Source organism: Pseudomonas sp. 2 (assembly GCF_056627435.1).
This window is the reverse complement of sequence record NZ_JBWXNG010000022.1, coordinates 65,648-90,380: the sequence shown is the minus strand read 5'-3', so window position 1 is coordinate 90,380 and position 24,733 is coordinate 65,648. Positions and strand designations below refer to the sequence as shown.

At 55.4% G+C, this 24,733-nt stretch carries 21 protein-coding genes; 11 read left to right on the top strand and 10 right to left on the bottom strand.

The window, feature by feature from the left end:
* Positions 1-151: 151 nt before the first annotated feature.
* Positions 152-1,048, bottom strand: a complete 897-nt coding sequence (locus AC1MEK_RS27235) for a LysR family transcriptional regulator (protein WP_480399385.1) — start codon at positions 1,046-1,048, stop codon at positions 152-154.
* Positions 1,049-1,159: 111 nt separating this feature from the next.
* On the opposite strand from AC1MEK_RS27235, the gene AC1MEK_RS27230 reads away from it, so the two are divergent.
* Both AC1MEK_RS27230 and AC1MEK_RS27225 read left to right on the top strand, forming a co-directional pair.
* Complete coding sequence (locus tag AC1MEK_RS27230) at positions 1,160-2,653, top strand: MmgE/PrpD family protein (RefSeq protein ID WP_480399348.1); 1,494 nt, start codon at positions 1,160-1,162, stop codon at positions 2,651-2,653.
* Positions 2,653-4,113, top strand: coding sequence for an MmgE/PrpD family protein (locus AC1MEK_RS27225; RefSeq protein WP_480399347.1), 1,461 nt, complete (start codon positions 2,653-2,655; stop codon positions 4,111-4,113). Before AC1MEK_RS27230 ends, AC1MEK_RS27225 begins: the two co-directional genes overlap by 1 nt.
* 113 nt (positions 4,114-4,226) lie before the next feature.
* On the opposite strand, the gene AC1MEK_RS27220 is transcribed toward AC1MEK_RS27225, so the two are convergent.
* Entirely contained in the window at positions 4,227-5,162 is a 936-nt protein-coding gene (locus AC1MEK_RS27220; protein WP_480399346.1) for a LysR family transcriptional regulator, read from the bottom strand.
* 229 nt (positions 5,163-5,391) lie between these two features.
* On the opposite strand from AC1MEK_RS27220, the gene AC1MEK_RS27215 reads away from it, so the two are divergent.
* The 4 genes from AC1MEK_RS27215 (at position 5,392) to AC1MEK_RS27200 (ending at position 9,117) form a co-directional block, all read left to right on the top strand.
* Complete coding sequence (locus AC1MEK_RS27215) at positions 5,392-5,982, top strand: NADPH-dependent FMN reductase (protein WP_480399345.1); 591 nt, start codon at positions 5,392-5,394, stop codon at positions 5,980-5,982.
* A gap of 254 nt (positions 5,983-6,236) precedes the next feature.
* On the top strand, positions 6,237-7,601 hold the full coding sequence (locus tag AC1MEK_RS27210) for an iron-containing redox enzyme family protein (protein WP_480399344.1): 1,365 nt from the start codon (positions 6,237-6,239) through the stop codon (positions 7,599-7,601).
* The gene (locus tag AC1MEK_RS27205) at positions 7,598-8,584 is read left to right on the top strand and encodes a methyltransferase (RefSeq protein ID WP_480399343.1); all 987 of its coding nucleotides are present in this window, start codon (positions 7,598-7,600) and stop codon (positions 8,582-8,584) included. The genes AC1MEK_RS27210 and AC1MEK_RS27205 overlap by 4 nt, the downstream gene beginning before the upstream one ends.
* The gene (locus tag AC1MEK_RS27200; protein WP_480399342.1) at positions 8,581-9,117 is read left to right on the top strand and encodes a CHASE3 domain-containing protein; all 537 of its coding nucleotides are present in this window, start codon (positions 8,581-8,583) and stop codon (positions 9,115-9,117) included. Before AC1MEK_RS27205 ends, AC1MEK_RS27200 begins: the two co-directional genes overlap by 4 nt.
* A gap of 52 nt (positions 9,118-9,169) precedes the next feature.
* On the opposite strand, the gene AC1MEK_RS27195 is transcribed toward AC1MEK_RS27200, so the two are convergent.
* The 3 genes from AC1MEK_RS27195 to AC1MEK_RS27185 all read right to left on the bottom strand — a co-directional run bounded on the left by AC1MEK_RS27195 (position 9,170) and on the right by AC1MEK_RS27185 (position 12,986).
* Positions 9,170-9,400: a hypothetical protein gene (locus AC1MEK_RS27195; protein ID WP_480399341.1), complete on the bottom strand. Its 231-nt coding sequence runs from the start codon at positions 9,398-9,400 to the stop codon at positions 9,170-9,172.
* A gap of 201 nt (positions 9,401-9,601) precedes the next feature.
* The gene (locus AC1MEK_RS27190) at positions 9,602-9,979 is read right to left on the bottom strand and encodes a termination factor Rho (RefSeq protein ID WP_480399340.1); all 378 of its coding nucleotides are present in this window, start codon (positions 9,977-9,979) and stop codon (positions 9,602-9,604) included.
* 1,279 nt (positions 9,980-11,258) lie between these two features.
* On the bottom strand, positions 11,259-12,986 hold the full coding sequence (locus AC1MEK_RS27185; protein WP_480399384.1) for an ATP-binding protein: 1,728 nt from the start codon (positions 12,984-12,986) through the stop codon (positions 11,259-11,261).
* A gap of 500 nt (positions 12,987-13,486) precedes the next feature.
* Between AC1MEK_RS27185 and AC1MEK_RS27180 the strand changes: the two genes are divergently transcribed.
* Positions 13,487-14,017 (top strand): RcnB family protein, encoded by a 531-nt coding sequence (locus AC1MEK_RS27180; RefSeq protein WP_480399339.1) that lies wholly within the window; start codon positions 13,487-13,489, stop codon positions 14,015-14,017.
* Positions 14,018-14,250: 233 nt separating this feature from the next.
* On the opposite strand, the gene AC1MEK_RS27175 is transcribed toward AC1MEK_RS27180, so the two are convergent.
* From AC1MEK_RS27175 to AC1MEK_RS27155, 5 genes are all read right to left on the bottom strand, one after another.
* Positions 14,251-15,522, bottom strand: a complete 1,272-nt coding sequence (locus tag AC1MEK_RS27175; protein ID WP_480399338.1) for an MFS transporter — start codon at positions 15,520-15,522, stop codon at positions 14,251-14,253.
* Between the two features lie 67 nt (positions 15,523-15,589).
* A complete protein-coding gene (locus tag AC1MEK_RS27170) occupies positions 15,590-16,135 on the bottom strand; it encodes a helix-turn-helix domain-containing protein (RefSeq protein ID WP_480399337.1) in 546 nt (181 codons plus the stop codon).
* Between the two features lie 185 nt (positions 16,136-16,320).
* Positions 16,321-16,953, bottom strand: coding sequence for a DsbA family oxidoreductase (locus tag AC1MEK_RS27165; protein ID WP_480399336.1), 633 nt, complete (start codon positions 16,951-16,953; stop codon positions 16,321-16,323).
* A gap of 93 nt (positions 16,954-17,046) precedes the next feature.
* Positions 17,047-17,949: a LysR family transcriptional regulator gene (locus AC1MEK_RS27160; RefSeq protein WP_480399335.1), complete on the bottom strand. Its 903-nt coding sequence runs from the start codon at positions 17,947-17,949 to the stop codon at positions 17,047-17,049.
* Between the two features lie 215 nt (positions 17,950-18,164).
* Positions 18,165-19,166: an MBL fold metallo-hydrolase gene (locus AC1MEK_RS27155; protein ID WP_480399334.1), complete on the bottom strand. Its 1,002-nt coding sequence runs from the start codon at positions 19,164-19,166 to the stop codon at positions 18,165-18,167.
* 599 nt (positions 19,167-19,765) lie between these two features.
* On the opposite strand from AC1MEK_RS27155, the gene AC1MEK_RS27150 reads away from it, so the two are divergent.
* From AC1MEK_RS27150 to AC1MEK_RS27135, 4 genes are all read left to right on the top strand, one after another.
* Positions 19,766-20,302 carry a helix-turn-helix transcriptional regulator gene (locus tag AC1MEK_RS27150; protein WP_480399333.1) on the top strand — a complete coding sequence of 179 codons (537 nt, stop codon included), beginning with the start codon at positions 19,766-19,768 and terminating at the stop codon, positions 20,300-20,302.
* 422 nt (positions 20,303-20,724) lie between these two features.
* A complete protein-coding gene (locus AC1MEK_RS27145) occupies positions 20,725-22,002 on the top strand; it encodes a cytochrome c (protein ID WP_480399332.1) in 1,278 nt (425 codons plus the stop codon).
* Positions 21,999-22,475, top strand: coding sequence for a (2Fe-2S)-binding protein (locus AC1MEK_RS27140; RefSeq protein ID WP_480399331.1), 477 nt, complete (start codon positions 21,999-22,001; stop codon positions 22,473-22,475). Before AC1MEK_RS27145 ends, AC1MEK_RS27140 begins: the two co-directional genes overlap by 4 nt.
* A complete protein-coding gene (locus tag AC1MEK_RS27135) occupies positions 22,459-24,696 on the top strand; it encodes a xanthine dehydrogenase family protein molybdopterin-binding subunit (protein ID WP_480399330.1) in 2,238 nt (745 codons plus the stop codon). The genes AC1MEK_RS27140 and AC1MEK_RS27135 overlap by 17 nt, the downstream gene beginning before the upstream one ends.
* Positions 24,697-24,733 lie beyond the last annotated feature (37 nt).

Below are 24,733 nucleotides of genomic sequence, written 5' to 3'. Positions count from 1 at the left end.
TGATTTCATGTCAACAACGCGTTGAGGCTTGCTTGCGGGCGAGGAATGGAGAGGTCATGGCTGCAGCCCCAACGGCCGGCAACTCAGCCGTCGGGATGATGAGAGTTTTTGAGATCAGGCGGGGCTGGAGATTACAGCGGGTTAGGAACGGTCACCCGAACGGCAATTCCTGTTTGAGCAGAGCACAGAACCTTTCTGCAGCGGGCGAAAGAAGCTGCCCTCTGCGCGACACAAGCCCAAGCGTTCTGCTGACACCAGGTTCCTTAAGCGCCACGGTTGTCAACAGCGCCCCCGCCCCGAATTTCGGAATAGCCAGTTGTGGCACGGCAGCGATACCCAAACCGGCAGCAACCATGTCTACGGCTGTTCGAACGTGGCGAGCCTCCAATGCAGGTTTTGGCAACCTCGGAGTATTGGCCAGCGCCATATCCAGCAACATGCGATTACCGCTCGCCTTGTTGACCGCAATGTACCGGTGCTTGCCCAACTCAGACCATCTGACCGATTTACGTTTGGCTAACGGATGATTGGCCGGGCATGCGAGCACAAAGTGCTCTTCGAGCAAAGGTGTGAAGGTCACGTTGCCTTCCTGAGCACCCAGGTAGTTGATGCCGAAATCGGCCTCGCCCCGAACGACCATCGCCAGAGCCTCACTGGCGCCCTCGTCCATGATCCTGACCAGAATGCCTGGAAACTGTTGCTGATAGTGTTCGAGCACTTTAGGCAATAGATGATTTACCGCAGTGGGAACACAGGCGATGGTGATTTCCCCGGTCAATTTGCTGGCCGCGTCGGTGATGTCCAGCAAGGACTCATCGAACCCGTTCACAACCTGCCTGGCTTTCTGCGCGAATGTCCTGCCAGCCGCACTCAACTCAACCCGTCGCGTTGTTCTTTCCAACAGCCGAACCCCGAGATTGGCTTCGAGCTTGGACACTCGTCTTGATAGCGCAGGTTGCGATAGATGGAGCTCGCGAGCAGCAGCGGCAAAGCTCCCCAAATCCACGACAGCGACAAAGGCACGAAGATCGCTGATCTCGACATTCATGTGTGGCATGCAATTATCCTTGCAATTAATGCAATTAACTTTGCCGGCATTCTGCTCCATGCTGCCGCAGTGCGCACCCATACCCTACAAACATAATAGTTGGAGCACTGCATGACTCTGATCAACCGCCGATCCCTGCTCAAGGCTGGAGCCGTGGTGGCTGTCGCGGCCGGCACGGACATCAGCTTCGCCGCCCAGCCCACGTCCGCCGATAAAACGCCCCAGGCGTCCCCTTCCTCTGTCTCAGCGTCCGGCGAAAACACCACCCGAATCCTGGCTCAGTACCTGGTCAACGCACGCTACGAGGATCTGCCCCTGAACGTGCGCAAGGAAGGCGTGCGAACATTGTTCAACTGGGTGGGTGTGGCAGTGGGAGGCTCGCAACATGAAACGGTTGAGCGAGCGATTCGTGCCCTCAAACCTTTCTCCGGCCCTGAGCAAGCCAGCCTGCTTGGTCGTGCAGAACGCTTCGATATCATGAACGCGGCGTTCCTCAATGGGGTTGCCAGTCATATTTTCGACTACGACGACACGCATCTAAAAACCATCATTCACCCAGCCGGGCCGGTCGCCTCAGCGATACTGGCACTAGCCGAATATCATCCGGTCAACGGCAAGGACTTTCTCAATGCCCTTGTGCTCGGGGTGGAAACTGAATGCCGTATCGGTAATTCCGTGTATCCGGAACACTACGATGTCGGCTGGCACATTACTGGAACCACAGGTGTATTCGGCGCTGCCGCCGCGGCGGGAAAGATTCTGGGGCTCACCGAACAGCAAATGACCTGGGCGCTAGGCCTCGCGGCCTCTCAACCCGTCGGGCTGCGCGAGTCCTTTGGCTCGATGAACAAGAGCTTCAATCCGGGCCGCGCGGCGAGCAATGGCCTGTTCGCTGCACTGCTGGCTGCCCAGAATTACACCAGCTCAGATTCGATGATCGAGGCGAAACGCGGCTGGGCACATACCATCAGTACCAAACAGAATTTTCGAGAGATCACTGATGGCCTGGGGACACGGTATGAAGCGGCACTCAATACCTACAAGCCCTTCGCCTGCGGCATCGTCATCCATCCAGCCATTGATGCGGCTATCCAGTTGCGCAACGAGTATCACCTCAAGCCCGATCAGATCGCGCAGGTTCAGTTGAAAGTGCATCCGCTGGTGCTGGAACTGACTGGCAAGAAGACCCCGCAGATCGGTCTGGAAGGCAAGTTCAGTGTGTACCACTCAGTCGCGGTCGCACTGGTAGAGGGGGCTGCCGGGGAACGTCAATACAGCGACAAGGCGGTGAAGGATCCTGTAGTGGTCGAGTTGCGCGACAAAGTCACAACCACGATCGATCCAGCAATCAAGCCTGAACAGGTGGATATGACGTTGATCCTCACAGATGGACGCAAACTCCATAAATACATCGAACACGCTATTGGCAGCCTTGAGGTGCCGATGAGCGACCAGCAGTTGGAGACCAAGTTCAGCGACCTTGCCAAAGGGGTGCTCCCCGATGAGCAAACCCGTAGGGTGATGGACATGTGCTGGAAAGTCGAACAGCTCAGCGACGTTGCACTGATCGCGAAAACTGCCAGATCAGCCAAAGGAGTCGCCTGATGGAAAACGTGACAGGGCTGACTCGACGCCGTTTACTTCAGGGGGCCGGCATCGTGTTCGCCGCAGGATCCCTGCCCGTTTCCAGACTGCTCGCAGCAGATGGCAACCAGGGGATCACTTCGCAGTTGGCGCGTTATATCGTCAATGCCCGCGCAACCCCTCTGCCATCGCCAGTTTCCCTGGCGTGCAAACAACACATCCTGGATACCTTCGGCGCGATGCTTTCAGGTTCCCATATGAGGCCGGGCGAAATGGCCAGCAAATATGTCAGAGAACAAGGAGGTACTGCGCAGGCAACCGTTGTCGGTTCTGGATTCAGAACGACTGCCGTTAATGCTGCACTCGCCAACGCGATGTGCGCTCACTCGGATGAAACTGATGACTTTGAGCCGGTCACCAAAGCGCACCCGGGAAGTTCCGTAGTCCCGGCCGCTCTGGCAATGGCCGAATGGCAAAACGCAAATGGCGAAGACTTCATCCGCGCGGTTGCTCTCGGTTACGACGTGGCGTGTCGCCTGCTGATGGCATTGGGGCCCGACCTGGTTCGTGGGGGACACCGCAGTGCTGAAGGCACCGCCGCTACCTTCGGCGCAGTCGCCGCTGCTGCGTCGCTCGCACGATTGGATGAGCAAAATACTCGCTACGCCCTCTCCTACGCAGCGCAACAAGAGTCCGGGTTATGGAGTTGGGTCAAGGATCACGATCACATTGAGAAAGCCTTCGACTTTGCTGGTATGGGCGCACGCAATGGCGTCCAGGCAGTGACCATGGTGATGTCAGGAATGACCGGTGTGGACGACGTGCTGGAGGGTACTCATAACCTCTTCATTGCCCTGTCACCCCAACCACAGCCGCTTCAGATGGTTGCAGGTTTGGGCGAGCGCTGGTTCGTCACCGAAACGGCGATCAAAACCTACTCTGTTGGATACCCCATTCAGTCTCCGCTCGATGCCATGCTGACCTTGCGAAAAGAGCACGGCCTCACTCCAGAAAAGGTGAAGTCGATCGAGGTGCAAGTGCCTAGCGATGCGGTTGGCATCGTCGGCGACAGTGCGATGCCTGATGTGAATTGCGCTCACATGGTCGCAGTGGCATTGATCAAAGGCCACGTGTCGTTCGTGGATAGCCATGATCTGAAGCTGATGAAAGATCCTGGCATCCTCGCAGTAAGGGGCAAGATCAAAGTCACCGCGGACAAAGCGCTCGATGATCCCTCTGCACCTCGCGCGGCGAAGGTTACGGTGACGCTGAATGACGGCAGCACCGTATCGCATCACACCCGCTTTCCTTCAGGCACCAAGGAGAACCCGCTGTCGGCCGAGCAGGTAAATGCCAAGGTTCGAGACCTTATCACTCCTGTCATCGGTAAGCGGTCAGGAGAGCAACTGATCCAAGCGGTCAATTCGCTCGATAGACATAGCGCTATGCGAGATGTTGTGCGGTTCATGGCCGGTAAGTGATTCGTTATCCCATAATGGCGGCTGAAGATTCCCGAGCGTGATCTCGCTCGGGATCATCTGTGACCGACCGTTTTGGGTCGAAAGCAGCCGCTCAAGCAACATACGGAAGCCTCCTACGGCAGAAGCGAAGACCTCGCACTGCGCTGACCGACGTCCATCAAGCCCATTTCCTTGATAGTGTTTGCTGCGAATTCGATGAACGCGGATACCGCAAGGGGCAGTTGACGGCGGCTGTGATAGACCAGATGCACACCTATGGCACCGGAAGTGTAAGCAGGGAGCACTTCCTTCAAGCGTCCTGCATCGATATGGGCAGCGCTGAGTGCGGTGGGTAGCAGCGCAATACCCAATCCGGCCAGCGCCGCTTCCAGCTGTGCAGAAGAGGTATTGGCTTGAAAAGGACCGTCCACTTCGATGGTCGCCGCCTGATGGTCGACACCGCCCAGCCGCCAGGTGGTGCGAGGACCACCGTGAGACGGTGAGGTGATGCAGTGATGGGCACTCAGGTCCCCAGGCTCTGCCGGTACGCCATGTGCCGCCAAATAGCCTGGGCTCGCCACCAGCGTTTGATAACTCGTGCCCAGTTTGCGTGCGAACAGCGATGGATCGCGATCACCTCCGCGCATGGCGACGTCTATTCCCTCCCCCAGCAAATCGACGCGCGCGTCATTCAGCTCGAACTCAAGACGTACTCGCGGATGCTCGGCGATGAATTGCGCCACAGCCTGTGCCGGAAACCAGTTGAAAAAATCCACAGGCGCCGCCACCCGAACACGACCGGCAATCTCGGCAGAATCATTTGTCACCTGACCGGCAACCCGCAGCAGCGCATCGATCTGATCGGCCGATTCGGCGTAAAAGTTGGTCCCTGCATCGGTCAACACCAAGCGCCGCGTGGTGCGCTGCATCAGCCGTGTACCCAACGCGGCCTCCAAGAGCTGCACACGCCTGCTGGCGGTACTGGGCGGCATGCCGAGACGCCGCCCTGCTTCAGCAAAACTCCCCGCTCGAACGACTTGAACAAAAAGCGCGACATCATTCAGGTCCACGTGATTACCGCCGTTTCTGCATGAGTGAGATAGATCCGCCCATTCTAGACCGAGCCTGAACCGACCAGCGTAACCTTTGACGCATAGGCATGTGTCAGTTACTCCACTTTATTACATTCATTTATGAGCGAGTGAATCTCACCAACCCATCTTTCTGAATGATCGGAGACTTTCTAAAGTGAGCTCCATGGCGCACAAGCGCCTCACCCTCTTCCTCAGGAGACTCACTATGACCACCGTATCCGTCATCGTCGGCAGCACCCGTGACAGCCGCTTCTCCAACGCCCCGGCCAACTGGATCAAGCACCATCTGGAACAACGTGAAGGGCTGAACGTGCGCTTGCTCGACCTGCGCGATTTTGATCTGCCTTTTTTCGACAGCGCCATGCTTCCCGGCTTTCCTGGCCGTCCAGCGTATGAAAACGAAAATGTGCGTCGCTGGACCGAACAAATTGCCACTTCTGATGCGTTCGTGGTGGCCACAGCCGAGTACAACTTTGGCCCACCCGCTGTTCTGAAGAACGCGCTGGACTGGGTCTACCCAGAGTGGAATCGCAAGCCGATTGGCTTCGTGAGCTGGGGCAGCGTGGGGGGCGCCCGTGCCGTACAACAACTGCGCGAAATCGCGACCGAGCTTCAGATGGCATCGATTCGTACTGCGGTGCATATCCCGGTCGGGGCGATCTATGCCCATTTCCAGGGCAAAACCGATGAAATCGAGGCCGCGTTGCAGGCACAGAACGATCAAGCGGGACGCATGATCGACGACCTGCTCTGGTGGTCGGACGCCCTCAAAAACGCCCGCAATACAACCGCCTGATCGAGGAGATGACCATGTCCCGCGCTGCTGAAAAAACCCATGTGCAACTGCGTCAGATCACTCATCGCACCCATGGGCGACGCAACGGCCCTGCTGTGCGCCTGATGAGTCCGTCAGATTTCGGCCAGATTCTCAAACTTCGCCCTTCAGTGCTTGCGCGGAGTGTCATCTGTCCAGGCTGACCAAACTTCGTTGAATTAATCCTTTAGGCCTGTCTCTCACCTACATACCTATAAACCTGTGTAGGCCCATCCATGACTTCTTTGCGAAGTGTCACTGACCGCCTGATTTCGAAACCGACGCAATCATCCGACGCGGTATCCGTCTACCACGCCCTCTTGAGCCGGCCCCAGGATGTTGCATTTACTGTGATTCGAGATTTTTTGGATTCTCAGTTGATGCTAGCCAGGCAGCACACTGAAGCCATAGAGCTTCCTGACGACCTCAACTACTGGGCGGCGTGGATCGAGAGCAACGCAAGCCAGGTGGCAAGCGCCTATCGCGAGTATCTGGAGGGGCGACACGCCGGGCATGGCCGAGAATTCTTCACCAACACAGCTCACGCGTTGTATTTCCTGCAGCACGTGGCACCTACGAAACTGGTTGACGGTGCATGGCTGTATGACGCTGTGAACCATGGCGGTGACTGGCGATATCATCCGCTGATCCGCACTTATCTTGAAGAACTGGGCGATGGCGACCCCGCGCTGAATCATGTGGTGCTCTACCGCAAGCTGCTGGCGGATCATGACTGCGCGCCCAGTGAAGCGCTTGATCATGAACACTACGTACAGGGCGCCATCCAGTTGGCATTGGGGCATGCTGGCAGTGATTACCTGCCTGAGGTGCTGGGCTATAACCTGGGGTACGAACAACTGCCGTTGCACCTGTTGATCACCGCGTTTGAACTTAACGAACTGGGCATCGACCCCTATTACTTCACACTGCACGTCACCATCGACAACGCAAGCTCAGGCCACGCCCACAAGGCCATTCAAGCCGCGATTAATCTCATGCCCACGGATGGCTCGCGAGAGAAATTCATCGCACGCATGCGCACAGGCTACGTGCTCAATGAGCTGGGAAAAGGCACCAAGGCTGTGATTTCCAGCTTCGATCTGGAGCAGGAAGTCGTCGCCATGCTGGAGCGCAAACGCTCGTTCGGCCAGCACATGCATTCTGATTACTGCCGTCTCGATGGCCTGACTGTCAACGAGTGGCTTTCACAGCCGGGGCGATGCCGGGCCTTTTTGGCTGCGCTGGAAAACAAGGGCTGGATCAAGCGACATCAAGATCCGGCTGATAGCCGTTTCTGGCAACTGATCGATGGCCCTGGTGCAGTGATGTTCGGGGTGTTCAGTGGCTACGAAATGCAGCTATTACAGGACTGGATTTCGGGGAACTGGCAGGCAGCTAACCAGGCAAAGAAAGCCAATCCATTTCGCGCGCAGTTCCGTCGTCGAGCGCCTTGCGTCGAGCTCCCATCGACGACGTCTGATGCCTTATCCATCGAGCAGCTGACTGCGCTCCTATCTCCCTCTATGCATTCAACCCCGGACGGCCTGAATGCGACCCGAACATTCTCACGCCAACTTGCCAAAGGATCTTCAATCCGATGAGACAAACCATTGTTCATTCCCAGCCTCTGGATGTGCGCAACCCCGAAGATACGACTCACGACCTGGCCCTGCTTCAACTGGGTCGGCGTCTTCTGGCTGATGAGTATCGATTCACCACGGTCACTCCCCTCACTCATCAGCGCAATAACGCTCGTGCGGAGAATCATCAGGCACTTAATCTCAGGGACATCTTCGGCTGGAACAGACCGTTTGCTACCGAGCTTCTCCCCGAGGCTGAGCTTGAGGCCCTGCTCAGCCGAGCCATCCTGCGCGCTCACGCCGGGCTGTGGATCAGCGAAGTGCGTTGGTCGAGCCTGCATGATCATTTGTTCGTGCACTCGGCGTTTCCCACTGTCTCCAACGACTCAGTATTCTTTGGCCCTGACACCTATCGTTTTGCCCAAGCCATTGAGGAGCATCTGCGCACTTCGACCCATCCCATCCGCACGGCAGTGGACATCGGTTGCGGCAGTGGCGCGGGCGCCATCCTGATCGCCAAGGCCAGGCACGACGCCCAGGTATTGGCGTTGGATATCAACCCCACGGCGCTGAGGTTTACAGCAGTCAATGCGGCACTGGCTGAGACGGAGAACGTCTCTGCATGGCACAGTGATCTGCTGGACAGTGCCTCAGGTGAATTCGATCTGATCGTAGCCAATCCTCCCTACATGCAGGACAGCCAGAAACGTGCCTACCGCCACGGTGGAGACCGCCTGGGTTCGGAGTTGTCGGTGCGTATCGTGGATCAGGCCATGAGTCGCCTGACAGTAGGCGGCAGCCTCGTGCTCTACACGGGCTCACCCTGGGTCGAGGGTGTGGATCTGTTTCTTGAACATGCCCGGCCATTGATCGACAAGTCCGGCTACAGCTGGTCTTATCGTGAGGTGGATCCTGATGTCTTTGGAGAAGAACTGGAGACTGAGATCTACTCACGTGCGGAACGGATTGCGGCGGTCGTGCTAACCGTGACCAGACTCTCATGAGCCACATCATCACCCAGCGATCAGAAGCCGACGTCCGGGACGCTTCTGACGCCATCATGTTTGGCTCGCTGAAAGATCGGCTGGACTTCTATCGCAAGGAAATTCAGTACGAAACAACCATGCTTTCGAATCGGACGAACGCGTACTTGGGGGCTCAGTCATTTTTGGTGATTGCTTATTGCTCGTGTATGGCGAACGTCAATCCGCAATGGGGAAATGCCTTCTCGCTGGTTGTGTCGATTCTTCTGTCAGTTTTGGGCGTGATCACTTCGCTGCACGCCTGGTCGGGCATTAAAGCCGCTTACGAAATCATCGATCACTGGTATCTGAAACAAAGCAACCTGTTGCAAGGCCAACCAAAAATGAGCGACGCGTACGACAATTCCCCATTGTTCGCCAAGCGGGAATCCAATCAGCGTGGTTATAGAGATGCACTGAAGTTTTCGATGCGTTCGCCCTGGATTTTTTTCACGCTGTGGATTCTGCTTGGCGGATTTTCCGGCCTGATTCATTTCATCGCGATAAAGGTCTGATGAAACAACCGTCTTTCGACAGGCCTTCCACCCTCCATTAACGCCCTTGCCGTCAGCGCTGCGGCGGATGCTCTTGAGACACGGCGTCGTTGGCCTCTACGTCTGACATGTCCTCATCCACCAAAATATCCCCATCGAGGACAGGCGCGGGGTCGGCACCATTTGCATCCTCTTCACCATCCTCTCGGCCGGGGTTCGGCATGACGTCCGGATGTCCTGGCTCCAAGGGCGCGATTGCGTCATTGGCATCTCTGTCGTCACCGGGTATTGCGGAACTGTTCATAAGCACCTCGCTTGACCACGAAAAAGTCGCGATCTACAGCTTTTGAAGGCGCCGGCCAAGCCGTCGTTCGACGAAGTTCTCGAACGGTCGGACTAAAGCGACAGAGTGCGTAATCTGAAATGAAGACACCGTCAGATGAACGGGTTGCGTCATCGCCCAAGTGCGTTTGAGTGGAGAATCAGGCAACTGCTCATCACACGCTCAGTGACTTCGAAGGGCCTCAACCAGCTGTGCTTTGGTCATCTTCGAGCGTCCTCGGATATCGCGACTGCGCGCCTCACTCATCAAGCTGTCCTTGCTCTGGGTTTCGAGCGATGCCTTGGAATCGCGCGCATGACCATCACGCGTCTGTGCGGCTCTCCTGCCAGCGTCTTCCTTCGCCTTTCGCTTTGCCGACTGCGACGTTATCTTGCCCGAGCCACCAGCCTTGTCTCCTCCTCCCGACTGCTTGTTAACCGTGGCCCAAGCGCGGGCTTCGGCCTCATCTTTCGGTGTGCCCTTTTGCTCGTAACTTTTTTCAATACGCTCGGCTTTGCGCTTCTGCTCTTGGGTGTACTTGTCTTTGCTTCCACGAGCCATGTGCATATTCCTCCAGACGGATAGACAAATGAATGCGCGTGAGAACACACACCCATTCCAATAAGGAAGCAGATTTCATCTCAAAAGTTCAGCGCAGGATCGTTATCAAAACCTTCAGGTGATGGCATGAGGTTGAACCAGACTGATTCGTGGGCGTAACTCCAAAGGCTTTAGCCGATGCACCAAGGGACGCGGCATTTATCGAATGTTGCGATGAAATCCAATGCATCCGACAGTCGAATAGCTCCGACGTGCACACGATCACGCTTGTCAGGTTTCAGCTGTTGTCTACCCTGTGCCGGACACCGCTCATGTTAGGAAAGTCCGGCGCTGCTGCGCCGCCTTGGACAATTTCGCGGGAGGTCACCTTGAAGATCGGAGAGGGACGAGGCATTTGGCATTGAACAGCGCCCAGCACTCGCGCTACCTGCTCGTCATCCATATAAACGTAAGAAGTCCCCGTGAATCGATGTAGGCCGACGACCACAGTGCAGACCCCATTCGCAGGCATACATGAAAGGATCTGCTCTCTGACTTGCCTCACGCAGCTGAAAATCCCAATACCGCGATCTTCTTTCAATCGATACCAGTAACTCATCCCACCCACTCCATTCCCTGATACGAAGCCAGGTCATCTCTGACAGTCATCGCATTAAGCCGAAACTCCAAGGTGTAGCTTCACCATCTGATGGAGGTCATCGAGTGCCCAAGGCTCTTGATCTTGTCCTTGCTTAGTGAGAATCGAACAAGAGGCGTTTTGATGATCCGACCAATGGCAGCAATGGATTCTCAGAACCGCTCGCCCAACCCCTTTTATTTATCAAGACATGCAAGCATACCGACAGGCCTTTGAGAACAAAGGCCTGAGGGGTAGAACATTAAGCTCAAGCCCTTCTGGAGTCAGAGGAGATCTTCTGGCTGCATCGTCAGAATAATCTTGCCAACATTCTCAGATGATCCCATTCGGCGGTGGGCATCGGCCAGATCCCCCCAGACCTGCGGCCACAGCGTTGAATCCACGGATGGCCGCTACCTTGTTGTCAGGGGACGGCTGTGGCGTTGTTCGAATCCCTCGCTCGATGAGGGTGATCGGCGGCGGCTGGTGGATCAGCTCATGGATGCGCGACGGGCTGCGAAAGCTGCGAAGTCATCAGGTGGTTCGGACAAGATGAAAAATGCTCGCGAGGGCGTCTTGGCTGCGAACGTTGCACAGGGCATGGGCCCGCTCGAGGTCGACCAGCCGAGACTCCAGACCCACGAGGCAGCTACGCTGATTCGGTCATTTGGACATCGCTTTTCCGAGAGCTTTCCTGATCTGCTTTGCCGAATAAGGCTTAGGCAAAAAATCAAATTCGCTGATCCCGATGTCCCGGAGTTCCGGGCTGTACCCGGACGTCAGCACAATCGGCAAATCGACACGACGCCGGCGCAACTCATGAGCCAGCGACACACCGCTATCGCCGGGCATCACTATGTCCGAAAACACCGCGTCGTACTGTTGGGCGTCCTCCCCCATCATCAGCAATGCCTCTTTCGCATCGAAAGCACGTGCGGCAACAAAGCCGAGCTCTTCAAGAATCTGTACAGCGATTTGGCCGATCTCCACATTGTCTTCCACTACCAAAATCCGTTTGGATGTGAACGCGACAGGCAGTTGCGATGCCGCTGTGTCGATGGAGGATCGGGCTACAGGCGCTTGCACTTTTGGCAGATAAAGCGTGAATATCGATCCATGACCAAACGCGGTCTGCACGTCAATATCGCCACCCGACTGCTTGGCGAATCCGAACACCTGTGACAAGCCGAGCCCTGTGCCTTTACCCACATCCTTGGTAGTGAAAAACGGCTCAAAGATTTTCTCTAACACTTCTGGAGCAATTCCACCCCCCGTGTCAGCGAGAGAAATCGCAACATGCGGCTGATCCGTCCCAAGGTGCCCACGTATCGATGGCAGGGCCTCGCACTGTCTCACACTCAGCAGCAGAGTACCTTCGCCACCCATTGCGTCTCTGGCGTTCAAGGCCATGTTCACAATAGCGGTCTCGAATTGACTGATATCGGCCAGTACGTAGCATTCGTCATCATGGAGCACGACTTCGATATGGATCAGCTCTCCTGTAACAGTACCCAACATATCGCCTATGGCTTCTGCCCGACTGCTGGCATCGAACACCTCTGGTTTGAGAGGCTGTCGGCGCGCGAATGCAAGGAGCTGTCTGGTAAGCTTCGACGCCCGATCAACCGTGTCGGAAATCGCTTTCAGGTAACGTGTTTTACGCTCGCTCGCCAAACCGGGCTGCTGAAGAAAATCGACCGAGGATCGGATGATCGTTAACAGATTGTTGAAGTCGTGAGCCACGCCGCCGGTAAGTTGTCCGATGGCTTCAAGCTTCTGCGATTGCCGTAACGCTGCCTCAGCGTGCGCCAGAAGAGCAGATCGTTCTTCCACTCGCTTTTCCAAGGTAGCATTCAACATCGACAAGGCTTTAATCCCTTCTCGCACCGTAATGTCGGCTCTGGCACGTTCAATGTGTGCCCAACAGCGGTCAGCGACTTGCAGCAAGAGCGTCACTTCATAGGCTGACCATTTGCGCGGAACGCTGTCGTGGATCGCCATCAGCGCGGTGAGTTTGCCGGCCTTGATAAGGGGTACACATACCGTTGCAGCAATACCTATGGCCTGAAACGTCGCCGCCTCATGCGGCGCGATCTCTATCGAGTTGTCATTGATAACCAAGGGTTTGCCAGCGCTTAGAGCTTGTACCGCCAAGACACCAAAATCAGTCAGCTGATAGTGCCCATCAATGTTGGGCGCCTGTTTATCCGCCCAATCACCGCGAATGGTGAAACCGTCCGCATCGTCATCCATGTCGGCATACGCACAATTGGAAAGGTGCATATGTTCAACCATTCTGCGACAGGTTGACTCCATGATCGCAAGCGGATCGACAGCGCTCGAAGCCGCGCTGCCAATGGCCTCGAGAATTTCGAGGCGCTGTGTCGCCATCACACCCTGAGTTGTTTCAACAACGGTATCGAGCAGACCGACCACCTGCCCTTGGCTGTCACGGATCGGGCTGTAGCAAAATGTGAAATAAGCTTGCTCGAGGCTGCCGGAGCGATCAATCATCAGCGGAAAATTTTCAATAAAAGTAGGCTCACCCGCATATGCGGCCTCAGCAATAGGCCGGATATGCTCCCATGCCTCCTGCCAGATCTCGGGAAAAGGTTTGCCGAAGGTGTCCGTCTTCTTACCCAGGATCGGCACAAATGCCTCGTTGTAAATCGTGATAAGATCCGGGCCCCAAACAATGGCTTGCGGAAATTGAGAGGCCAGCGCCAGTGCAACCGTCGTTCTCAATACGTCAGGCTAACGGTCCAACGGCCCTAAGGACGTTTTCGACCAGTCATGATGTCGAAGGCGATCAAAAGATGCGTTGGTGTGGAGTAGCCAGTCAGCCATTGATGTGACCACCCTGTTGGAAGTCGGTATCGCATAAGTGAATGATGTCAGACCCATCCTTGCCAAATGATCCTGGCAGGCTGCTCGCTCTGGTGCCGGACTCAACGCAATTAGACAGTTCTGCCAGCCAAATAGCTTGGGTGCATGAGCAGGATCTTGGCAGTAAGCATAAGCCCTTCAGGTTGGCCGCCTATCAAGAATCGGTCAAGAAATTGGAATCCTCATTGTTAAGGCCGGTCATTCAGTCCGTACTCATCTCATTTGGGGGATTACCGATGAACACAAAGAAGATCTTCACAGCATTGGTCCTGACCGGACTTTGCAGCATCGCCAGCGCAACCTTCGCAGCCGACGAGCCAAGCGTAAAGCTGGATCGTCCAGGCGCCGGGGTACGCGAAATCAAGGCTGGGGACAATGTGCCAGACGAATATCAGCGCCCCGACCTCGCCGTCAAAGACTGGAAGGCCAGGCATTTGAAAGCCCCTGGTGAACATGAGCAATGGGTAGAGATCAAGGGCAAATATGCCTTGGTCAGTATCCCAACGGGGACCATTCTAGAAATGGTGAGTCAGTAACTGCGCTCACAGCCTCACGTCGCGTCGGTGATTTGGGTGAAGTCCTGAATCACCGACGCACATCTCTCTCAGGCTGTTAGAAAACAGAATGAATCAGGGTCTCTCAGATCGACGACGTAGAAGTTGGACGCGTGCCCGCTCAGGTACCCCAAGCGCCCTCGCCCTCACCTCCATAGGCAAGACCCGCAACTTGAAGCTCGTCGACCTCGGAACGTGATGGGTTCGCAAGCAGGCTACAGCGCTCCAGTGGCTATTTCGCTACCACGTCGAGCCGTATTAAGGGCAGACAACAACAGCGCCAGTCCCGCCAGGCATAACATTGCCAATGTCACACCGCCCCAGCCGAAAGTTTCATAGATTTGGCTCGCCACTAGAGAGCCTATAGTCCCGCCGGCGAAAATACTGGTCATGTACACGGCGTTAAGTCGAGCACGGCTCTGCGGGTCGAGCTCGTAGACCGCTCGCTGTCCTAACACCATGTTCAGCTGTACTGCGAAGTCCAAGAAAATAGCTGCAGCGACGAGTCCCGCGAAACCCAAACCCGGGATCAAACCCAACAGGGTCGCAAGCGGCGCAAGTATGAGCGCGACCAGTGTCCCGGTCTTGGTGTGCCCAGCGTCCGCCAACCGGCCAGCAATCGGCGCCGCGATAGCTCCCACCGCGCCAACCAGCGCAAAAAATGCTACGCCGCTTTGGGTGAAACCGTGATGGCGTGTCAGTTCGAATGGCACGATTGTCCAGAACATGCTGAACGTGGCAAACAGCAGACCTTGATAGAGGGATCGCTGACGCAGGACTCGGAATTTCTTGGCCAGGGTAAATACTGATTTGATCAGGTGCGTGTAGGCAATGTGATGATTGGGGACACGTTCAGGCACAAGCATCATCACCAACACAGCGATCACAATCATAAGCACAGAAGCACTCAGGAAAACACCACGCCAACCCAGTACCTCCGACAGAACGCTAGCGAGCGGGCGGGACAACAGAATGCCGAGGAGTAGTCCGCTCATAATATTGCCGACAACCTGACCCCGGTTTTTTTCTGGAGCCATGTGTGCGGCAAGCGGTACCAACATCTGAACAGCCACCGAACTCAGACCGACGCAGAGGGAAGCGACCAGGAAGATCGGCGCTGATTCTGCGAAACCGGCAATGGCAAGGAAGAGGCCTGCCACCACGGTGAAACCAATGACCAATTTCTTGTTTTCAAACAGATCCGCCAACGGCACCAGGAATAACAACCCCATCGCGTAGCCCAACTGTGTCAAAGAAACAATCAGACTGGCGTGCTCCTCCGAAAGCCCAATACTCGGTGCGATTACCGAGATGATCGGCTGGGAATAGTAAAGGTTCGCTACAACGGCGCCACAGCAAAACGCGAGCAAGACCACCAATGTCCTTGAGAGAACTGGATGTACGTTGTTGGCGCTGGTGGGTAACGATGAAACGGTTCGATTTTCCGCGGACATCTCTTGGCCTTCCGAAAGATAAAGTTCATGCATAAGGCTATGTTCCATACCCTATGGGGGGAATGCCCCTGGCGCGCAAGGCTGCGTAGCGCTCGGCGCATCACTCCGCGCTCACTCCAAGTGGTGAAGACAAGGACGGTTCTTCAGGTGATGTTTTTCTCAGTGCTCGCCATTTTCCAGGGCTGATACCCAGTGCGTTAGCGAATACCCTGGTGAGGTGGGACTGATCCGCGAATCCGCATTCCAAAGCAACCTGCGAAATCTCCTGATCCGTATGCATGAGCAGGTTCGCAGCGCGAATCAATCGCGCCCGTCGAATCCAGTCGCGTGCGTTGATGCCCGTGCTGTTTTTGAATGCTCGGGAAAAATGACTGCGAGATAGATGGCAAGCTCTCGCGACCTCAGAAACTGAGACTCCCGAGCTCATATTTTGAATCATGAAATCTTTTGCCCGTTGAGTCTGCCAAGCAGTCAGGCAAGAACCTCCAGGCACCCTGTTCGCAGGTAGATCAATCACTCCCACGTCATGACCTGACAAATTATTCGCAAAAAAACCTGCGACGGCGATCTGGCATAACCGTGCTTTGCTCTTATGTAAGCAAGGTGTGAAACACGCCTCACTTTTTGCAGGCAACAGCTTGTCCATCCGGCTATTTCCCGGTGGTAGTTAATTGAAGGATTCTGGTTCTGTGCTTACCGACAGCTATGTTGTTCGGCGTTCTGCAGCGCTGGATGCCTGCTCGATGCCGTCACTCTAAGCAAATGACCGCAAGGTGATAAGCAGTGCCCAGAGCTCAACAATGTTGCGTGTCACGCAAGACCCGACAGAACTCAGGCATCAGCCGGTGTTACCGTGCCACCGTTCAGCCGCTCTAGTAACGGCTCAAGAATCGACGCAGGCTGGGCGCCCGAGACGACGATGCCATCTATTCGGATGCAGGGGATCAGGTTGCGCGACCACTGCGCTGCGACCTGCTCGTGTCTGATCAATTCATCGGATAGAAAGCGTTGGTTCATCAGCGCTGCAATATTTATGTCAGCCGAACAGGCCTGCAGCAGCTCCGCCATGACATCGACATTGGCAATGTCCAGACCATCACGAAAGATGGCAGTGTAAATCGCGTCAAATAACTCCGGAGCATGTCGATGCTCATGAGTGAGAGCGATCATGGCCAACCCTGGGTCAGGGATCCGTTGGACGTTCAAAATGTCGAGCTCCAAACCAAGGCTGGAGGCTTGTGCAATGAGTCGTTTGCCATGCGTCTCAGCCTGACTCCCAAAACGTAGTTGTTGATAGTTACCAAAGTGCCGCCCGATAGCATTTCTCGACCAGGAGCTACGGCAAGGCAGATAGGTGATTGGACCTCTGACCTGAGCCTTACGCATGGCCAGCCTTAAACGCCGCTCCGCTACCCATCCCCAAGGATCTAGAAAATCAAAGACCAGCGATATTTCGTTCTTCATTTGGACTCTGCCTACAGATGTTTTTAGGCAGGCTAATTCAGTTCGGAATAAGGCAGTAGACATGCGAGACGCAAGACAGCGTTGCGGGAGGGGTCATCGATGAGCCAGGAGTTCTTGAAGGAACTCTACAAATACCTTTATACGAGACGAGCCTCGATGGTTGGGTAAAAACATCACGTTGATAGTGGCATTGGCGTTGCCTGGATTAACTTGAAAGTCGGGTAGGACGCGCGTCAGCCTCCCCTCGCGAACATCGTCCATCACCAACCAGTCGGCCAGTAATGTCAGACCTTGGCCTTCAAGCGCCGCCTCTCTCAAGATGTCGGCGTTGTTACTTTGAAAGCGGCCTGTCACCGGTATCGAGAAATGTTCGTCCCCTTGACGGAACTGCCAACCCTGCTGGGCGCTGCCGTAGTCGAATCTCAAGCAAGAGTGCTCTAGTAAGTCATGAGGCGTAGTTGGTAGGCAGCTCTGCACCAAATAACCTGGACTGGCGACGATCCACCGCTCGAACTGCCCCACCGGTTTGCAGACAATATCCTCGCTTGATACTGCGGTACCCAGACGCACGGAAAGATCCACGCGTTCCTTAGAGAGGTCGATGATGTCATCGCTCAGACTCAAGCTAACTTCGAGTTCTGGGTGCATGCGAAGAAAGCGCCCCACGTGCGGTGCGATAACCCTGCGTCCAAATTCCACTGGGACACTGATGCGCAGACGACCACGGACGTCACCACCCCGGTCGCTGACGAGGCTGTCTGCATTTGCGACAGCCTCCAGGATCGCCACGGCCCGCTCAAAATAAACGGTGCCAGCATCGGTGGGACTGTTGTGACGGGTACTACGGTTCAAAAGCGCAGCACCCAATTCAGCCTCAAGCGCCGCAACCTGTCGGGTTACAGAAGATGTCGCAATCCCGAGCTTGCGCGCAGCGGCGGAATATCCGCCACATCGCACAGTCTCGACAAACATGTTGAGAGCTAAAAACTTGTCCATGGCTGACGACATCCAAAGGGGTCACAGAGAAATAGCCTAATCTCATGGATTTTTAACTCAAGCGACAAGCTCCTGCCTTGAAGGAAGGTGCTCATTCCGTGCGAGCCAGCATCCGTGGCGATGGAAATACAGCCCAGAGCACAGGCTCAATGCGGGCTCGCCATCGAGCCCGCCCGCTTAGTTTTCGGGCGTGAAATAGCCACGCCAACTTGTGACTACTTAATCACAGGAACGTTATCGGGCCGTTGGTAGGGGCCGTAGGGTGCTGGGATCCAGTGAAATCCTTTCGACTCAGGGGTAATGTGCCCGATCCCCGGGAACGGCAGGTGGGCTGCAGCTACCCAGCTGCCTTTCTTCGCCAGCTCCGAGAATTCACTTTCTCTTACCGTGACAGCCCTCTTCGGATCAGAGTCAAAGCGGATTGCGACCTCTGGATGGCCAAATTGAACGGCAGCGTTATGAATCATGTCTCCAATGAATACGATCTCCTCGCCCTTGGAGGATAAGGAGTAGGCGGTGCTACCAGGGGTGTGTCCAGAGACCAAACGGGTGTGGATCTCAGGTATCGGCGAGGCAGGCGGTACGAATGTTTTGAACCGTCCCTCTGCGCGGTAAGGACTCAGGGAATGTTGTGCGATCTCAAACCCCTCCCGAGCCTTCTCCGGTGCTTTCTCCGCAGTAGCTTCATCAAGCCAGTAATCTGCCTCTGCCTTGGACGCATACACCTGAGCCTTCGAAAACAACGCCTTTCCGCGCTCGTCCACCAGGCCGCAAACGTGATCCAGATGCATGTGGGTCAGGAAAACAGTGTCGACTTGCTCGGGAGCGTATCCAGCCGCACGGATGTTCGAAATCAGATTGCCAGCGGTGCCTCCGATGCAGCTCCCTGCCCCAGAATCCACCAGAACAAGATGATCACCCGTGTTGATCAGAAATGCGTTGAACGTCGTTTGGACGTTAGGGGTTTTTATTGCCTGACGCGCGAGCAGCCCTCGGATCTGCTTCTGATCCATGTTTAGAAGCAGGCTCGGCGACAAATCGTTATAGCCGTCAAATAGCGCGGTGACCTCGTAAGCACCTACCGCTAGCCGAAAAAATCCTGGTGCTTGAGTGCCCACGGGAGGGATTGCATCCGCGAACGCGGAGACAGGCATGCTGAAAGCCGACAGGGCGAAGACAGAGCCTAGAATCGTTTGACTGAGTTCAGAACGGGACATGGGCATGGACTTGGGCCTTTTTTGAGTGCGTTGGGGGAAGTGTTCTCCTTCCGCTGTCAGCAGGATTGAATCGATGTGCGGTGTTGTAATGACCTGAGCACATGAATGGGCCCATGCGTTGGTTAGAGTCACGCGCTCAACGCTGATGACGTAATCAAGCTCAGTCGCGTCCCCGCTCAAGCGCTTTTTCGAAGATCCAAATCAAAATCGCGCATCATCTCGGTACCGGCGCGGCACACGTTGAAAAAAATAGAACGGCTCTGCATTCACTAGATCAAGGCAGATCCATTAGTTATTCAATCTCATCCGCTTAACTAAGCTGCAGAATTCACCTCATTCAGACACCAAAGACATATAAGCAACACTCATATGGATTGATCTGTACCTACAGAACTAATATCAGACAAAAAATCGAATTTAAGGCGTCAAAATTCCGACTAAACATCCAAATCTACATGCTACTTGTCCCTAGGGGTTACGACTTAGGTCGTATAGGCGAGAGGCGGCGCAGTCAAAAATTCTGAACTAGATTCAGTTTCACCCATGAAGGACCGTAAAGGCGCATGAGGCGCAGCAGCTTGATCATCCGACGACAAGAGATGACCACTATGACTGTCCCAAGCCAAACAAAAACAGCAAACAAAAATAGAGCTTTTGACTCAGCCGCCAACACTTTAGTCAAATCCTTAGGACATGCCATCTCTACGCATGCAGATACTATCGACACCCCCACCTTAGGCGGTGGGCTGGTTGCCCAGTTCGATTCAGTTACGGCATCGCATCCAAGTCAAATTTCTCTTCCTTGCTGGAAAATAAAAAAGGTTGCGGAGCTAGTCCAATCCAAACTCCATGACAACTTACATATTGCCGAAATCGCCAGGGCGTGCTCGCTCTCTCGCAGCCACTTCTCTAGAGCTTTCAAGCAAGCCGTAGGTATATCTCCAAGTGCATGGATTATGGATTGCAAGATCCATCGCGCTCAAGAAATGCTTATGGCAGGAAAACTCAATCTAGCCGATATAAGTCAAGAGTGTGGTTTTGCTGATCAGGCTCATTTTTCAAGGACATTTCGAAAGATTGTAGGAATGACGCCCTCGAAGTGGCGCCAATGCAGATCAGTCGACCAACTTAATTAAAGACCATCACCCATCGAGGCTTGAGCGAGGGCCCGCAGTTTGTGCTTGACTGCGCACGTTGGCGACAAGGTATGGGGTTGATATTCGCTTCGGATCGGCACGTGCGAAGCGCCAAGTGCGGGAGTAGGTTTTCTCAGCCTGACGCGCTGGATGAGTAGTAAATCGCTAATTTAAACTTCAGCTTACCCACTTACCAGCGAATCGCCATAATTAGCCGCGAAGGTTCTAGAGATGAGTCAGAGTTCGTAGCTTGCAGCATTAATTAGCTGAAGACCAATGACTGACAACCCGTGTTGCGCACTACGCAAAACGGTATTGCGTATTCTACGGATTCTGATCCTGGCTCCGATCTCGTAACGTTCAGGACTATGCAATCCAGTGCGACAAGAGCATTCGCAGGCCGACTGCGGGTTACGCCAACCATGAATGGTACCGTTATGAAAGTAAAAACAATCTGGCTAACTGTGCTCATGCTGGGAGTTTGCGCAGCCTTATGCGTCGTCATTTTAATGTGGCGCCCCGCAATCGCGCCCCTTGCCTCGGTGGAAAGGTTTGACGACGCCCAGATTCTGCGTGGCGCCAAAGTTGCTGAGGCCGGTGATTGCGCCGTGTGTCACACCTCGTCCGGTGGAAAATATCTGGCAGGAGGTCTGCCTTTGATTACCCCGTTCGGCACCTTGTACACCACCAATATAACCCCGGATCCGGAAACAGGGATCGGCAGTTGGTCGTACCCCGCGTTCAAACGCGCCATGCGCGAGGGTATTGCGAGAGATGGCCATTATCTCTATCCGGCATTTCCCTATGTCCACTACCGTAGAATGACGGACGGCGATATCGAAGACGCCTACGCCTATCTCATGAGCGGGCCGCCCGTTAACTCCCCCTCAAAGCAGAATCAAATGACCTTTCCGATGAACATCAGGCCGCTGGTGTTCTTTTGGAACCTGCTATTTCTTCATGGCGACCCCATAGAGTCGAAACCAGAGCAGTCAGAGGCCTGGAACCGAGGGCGGTATCTGGTGGAAGGGGCAGGTCACTGCGCGGCGTGCCATTCGCCCCTCAACGCACTCGGTGCTGAAAAATCTGGCAAATGGTTGAGTGGAGGCATCGTTGATGGATGGCATGCCCCCTCTCTTCTGGGCTTGTCCGGAGGCGAGAATCCCTGGACGAAAGATCAACTCGTTAGCTATCTGCGCGCGCAAGTTGTAGTCGGCCATGGCACCCCGGCAGGCCCCATGCGTCCGGTCAGCCTTGGGCTGGCAAAGATGCCGGCCAGCGAGGTCGATTCAATTGCCGAGTATCTCCTGAGCCTTCAAGACGCACCGGCCGCTCCCTCCCCTGCAAAGGTTCAGTTGATCAACGCAGCCGATCAAAAGCTGGGGGCGGATCTCTTTCAAGGATCATGTGCCGGTTGCCACGGCGACGCGGCACCTATGCGGCAGATCGACGGTCGGCCCGGGCTCGCACAAACGTCGGCGCTCAGCGCCGAGACCTCACGCAATTTCATCAAAACAGTCCTGGAAGGCATACCTCCCGCATCCGGTACTCCAGGTCCGGCCATGCCAGCGTTTGCCAACAGCCTCAGCAATCAGCAATTGTCTGTCCTGGCAACCTACCTGCGCGAGCAACATAAACCCGGCCATGCATGGGCAGACCTCACAACCACTCTCCAAGAATTGCGCCCGGAGGCGAAATGACCAGCACGACTCTCAACGTTAACGGATCATCTCATGTGCTGGAGCTGGACCCCGATATGCCGCTGCTCTATGCATTGCGTAACCATCTGGGTTTGAACGGTGCGAAATATGGGTGTGGATTAGGCCAATGCGGCGCCTGCACGGTGTTAATCGATAACAAGCCGGTGTTCTCTTGCCTGACCCCCTGCTCAAGCCTTGAGTCCAAAAAAATCCGTACCGTTGAAAGCCTCGGAACTTCCGAGAACCCAGGCCAGCTGCAACAGGCATTCATAGACAAGCAGGCGGCCCAATGCGGTTACTGCATAGCAGGGATGCTGATGCGCGCGCAGTCCTTGCTTGAGCGCAACCCTCACCCGGATGAACCGACAATTCGAGAGCATATGGCAACCAACCTTTGCCGCTGTGGCACACACCTTCGGATCATCGAAGCGATCAAACACGTAGCAGGAGCGAGCCATGACCAAGGCCAATGAGTTTGATCCAAGTCGTCGTGCATTCCTGCGTGGTGGCGCGTTATTAGTCACCTTTTCGCTGCTGCCTGTGGGTCAAGCGCTGGCTGACACCGAGGTAGACACGCTGGGGACTGTCGTTCTGGCCCCTGATTTGCCGGGAAGCCTGCGTACCAACCCCTATCTGGACGCATGGATTCGAATCGATTCCAAGGGCATCACTGTGTATACCGGTAAGGTTGAACTAGGCACCGGGGTCAAGACCGCGCTGCTGCAAATTGCAGCGGAACGCCTCCAGGTCACGCCATCGGCTATTACGTTTCTGACGGCTGACACCGCGCTCACTCCAAACGAGGGGTACACCGCCGGCAGCCACACCATGTTCGATAGCGGCACCGCGCTATACAACGCCGCTGCCCAGGTTAGACAGTTGCTGATCGAATCAGCCGCGCACAAATGGGGAGCTGAACCCAACTCGCTCAAAACCACCGACGGCATCATTGAGAGTCCGTCCGGGCAACGCATGACCTATGCGCAAGCAATACAAGGGGTTGACCTGCATCGTTATGCCAAGGCGGCCCCCACCGTGACACCTTCGTCTGATTACAAGCTGATCGGTCGCTCACTGCAACGCCTGGATATACCGGCGAAAGTAAGTGGCGGTACCGCCTTCGTGCAGGACATGAGGCTTCCAGGGATGCTGCACGCACGCGTGATCCGCCCGCCACGGCCCAACAGCACACTGGAGGCCTTCGACGCAGAGTCGGTCAAAGCACTGCCAGGGGGCACTCAGGTCATCCAGGACGGAAATTATCTGGCAGTCGTGGCTCAAGATGAGTGGCAAGCGATCAAAGCCATGCGACACGGCTATGAACTCAGCCAGTGGAGCGGCGGGGATGCAATCCCTGATTCTCGATCGATCCACCAATTGCTCACTCGCCTCCCAGCCACCAAGTTCCCTATTAGCCATGAGGGCAAGCCATCGTTGCCAATCGGCCCTAGTTTCGAGGCGTCTGTCACCAAGCAGTATCTGATGCACGGCTCGATCGGCCCTTCTTGCTCAGTCGCGTGGTTCAAGGACGGCGTCCTTACCGTTTGGACTCACAGCCAAGGAGTCTATCCACTTCGAATGGGTATCGCGCAGATGGTCGGCCTGCCCCAGGAACGTGTCCGATGCATTCATGCAGAGGGTTCAGGATGTTACGGCCATAACGGCGCTGATGATGCGGCGGCGGATGCTGCATTAATTGCAATGCGTATTCCGGGTTCCCCCATACGAATACAGTGGATGCGAGAGCAAGAGAATCTGTGGGAGCCCTACAGCAGCGCAATGCTGACCGAGGTTCAAGCCAGCCTGGACACACAGGGCAAACTGCAAAACTGGAACTACGAGCTTTGGACGACCCCGCATAACGAACGGATCGTCAATGCCGGACGCTTGATTGCGGCGCGATTAATCGCCCGCCCGTTCAAATCAGCACCGTCGATCCCCATCGCACAACCCGAAGGTGACGGAGACCGCAACGCTGTGCCTTTGTACACAGTCGCCTCCACCAACATCGACATGAATTTCGTAACGGTGATGCCGTTTCGCACCTCAGCGATGCGGTCGCTGGGCGCCCACATCAATATCTTCGCCATTGAGGCCTGCATCGACGAGTTGGCCGCAAAAGCCGGAACCGACCCCGTGGAGTTTCGGTTAGCCCACCTCACAGACCCTCGCGCACGGGCCGTCATCGAGCAAGCAAGGGATGCGTTTGGTTGGCCGATCAAAACCCATCGACCCGGCGCAGGCGTTGGTTTCGCGTTCGCCAGGTACAAAAACATCATGGGGTACTGTGCGATAGCGGTTGAGCTCAACGTCCACCCACAGACCGGTGATATTGAAATTGAACGCGTAGTGACAGCAGTCGATGTTGGCCAGATCGTCAATCCGGATGGTCTGCGAAATCAGGTGCAAGGCGGCATCGTCCAGTCCACGAGCTGGACGCTGTATGAGGCAGTCGAATACGACGCAGGGGGTGTACGCAGCTATGACTGGAGTGGATATCCGATTCTCAGGTTTCCACAGCTGCCTGCCAAGGTAGAGGTGCACCTGATTGATCAGCCCGGGCAGCCTTTCCTCGGTGCCGCAGAGATCGTTCAAGGGCCCATGGCCGGCGCTATCGGAAACGCATTCGCCAACGCTACGGGTCAACGTCGCCTCAGGTTGCCGCTGACTCGGTCATCGCGGGTACCTGGTTGATAAATAGGACAGACCCGAATGGCCCAATCTGATAGGT

Coding starts and splice junctions, on each gene's coding strand:
- AC1MEK_RS27150 (WP_480399333.1), top strand. CDS start 19,766: ATGACCACTATGACTGTCCCAAGCCAAACAAAAACAGCAAACAAAAAT.
- AC1MEK_RS27205 (WP_480399343.1), top strand. CDS start 7,598: ATGAGACAAACCATTGTTCATTCCCAGCCTCTGGATGTGCGCAACCCC.
- AC1MEK_RS27165 (WP_480399336.1), bottom strand. CDS start 16,953: ATGAAGAACGAAATATCGCTGGTCTTTGATTTTCTAGATCCTTGGGGA.
- AC1MEK_RS27195 (WP_480399341.1), bottom strand. CDS start 9,400: ATGAACAGTTCCGCAATACCCGGTGACGACAGAGATGCCAATGACGCA.
- AC1MEK_RS27135 (WP_480399330.1), top strand. CDS start 22,459: ATGACCAAGGCCAATGAGTTTGATCCAAGTCGTCGTGCATTCCTGCGT.
- AC1MEK_RS27200 (WP_480399342.1), top strand. CDS start 8,581: ATGAGCCACATCATCACCCAGCGATCAGAAGCCGACGTCCGGGACGCT.
- AC1MEK_RS27140 (WP_480399331.1), top strand. CDS start 21,999: ATGACCAGCACGACTCTCAACGTTAACGGATCATCTCATGTGCTGGAG.
- AC1MEK_RS27175 (WP_480399338.1), bottom strand. CDS start 15,522: ATGCATGAACTTTATCTTTCGGAAGGCCAAGAGATGTCCGCGGAAAAT.
- AC1MEK_RS27155 (WP_480399334.1), bottom strand. CDS start 19,166: ATGTCCCGTTCTGAACTCAGTCAAACGATTCTAGGCTCTGTCTTCGCC.
- AC1MEK_RS27215 (WP_480399345.1), top strand. CDS start 5,392: ATGACCACCGTATCCGTCATCGTCGGCAGCACCCGTGACAGCCGCTTC.
- AC1MEK_RS27190 (WP_480399340.1), bottom strand. CDS start 9,979: ATGGCTCGTGGAAGCAAAGACAAGTACACCCAAGAGCAGAAGCGCAAA.
- AC1MEK_RS27210 (WP_480399344.1), top strand. CDS start 6,237: ATGACTTCTTTGCGAAGTGTCACTGACCGCCTGATTTCGAAACCGACG.
- AC1MEK_RS27145 (WP_480399332.1), top strand. CDS start 20,725: ATGAATGGTACCGTTATGAAAGTAAAAACAATCTGGCTAACTGTGCTC.
- AC1MEK_RS27170 (WP_480399337.1), bottom strand. CDS start 16,135: ATGGACAAGCTGTTGCCTGCAAAAAGTGAGGCGTGTTTCACACCTTGC.
- AC1MEK_RS27185 (WP_480399384.1), bottom strand. CDS start 12,986: ATGGCGACACAGCGCCTCGAAATTCTCGAGGCCATTGGCAGCGCGGCT.
- AC1MEK_RS27225 (WP_480399347.1), top strand. CDS start 2,653: ATGGAAAACGTGACAGGGCTGACTCGACGCCGTTTACTTCAGGGGGCC.
- AC1MEK_RS27180 (WP_480399339.1), top strand. CDS start 13,487: ATGTCAGACCCATCCTTGCCAAATGATCCTGGCAGGCTGCTCGCTCTG.
- AC1MEK_RS27235 (WP_480399385.1), bottom strand. CDS start 1,048: ATGAATGTCGAGATCAGCGATCTTCGTGCCTTTGTCGCTGTCGTGGAT.
- AC1MEK_RS27160 (WP_480399335.1), bottom strand. CDS start 17,949: ATGGACAAGTTTTTAGCTCTCAACATGTTTGTCGAGACTGTGCGATGT.
- AC1MEK_RS27230 (WP_480399348.1), top strand. CDS start 1,160: ATGACTCTGATCAACCGCCGATCCCTGCTCAAGGCTGGAGCCGTGGTG.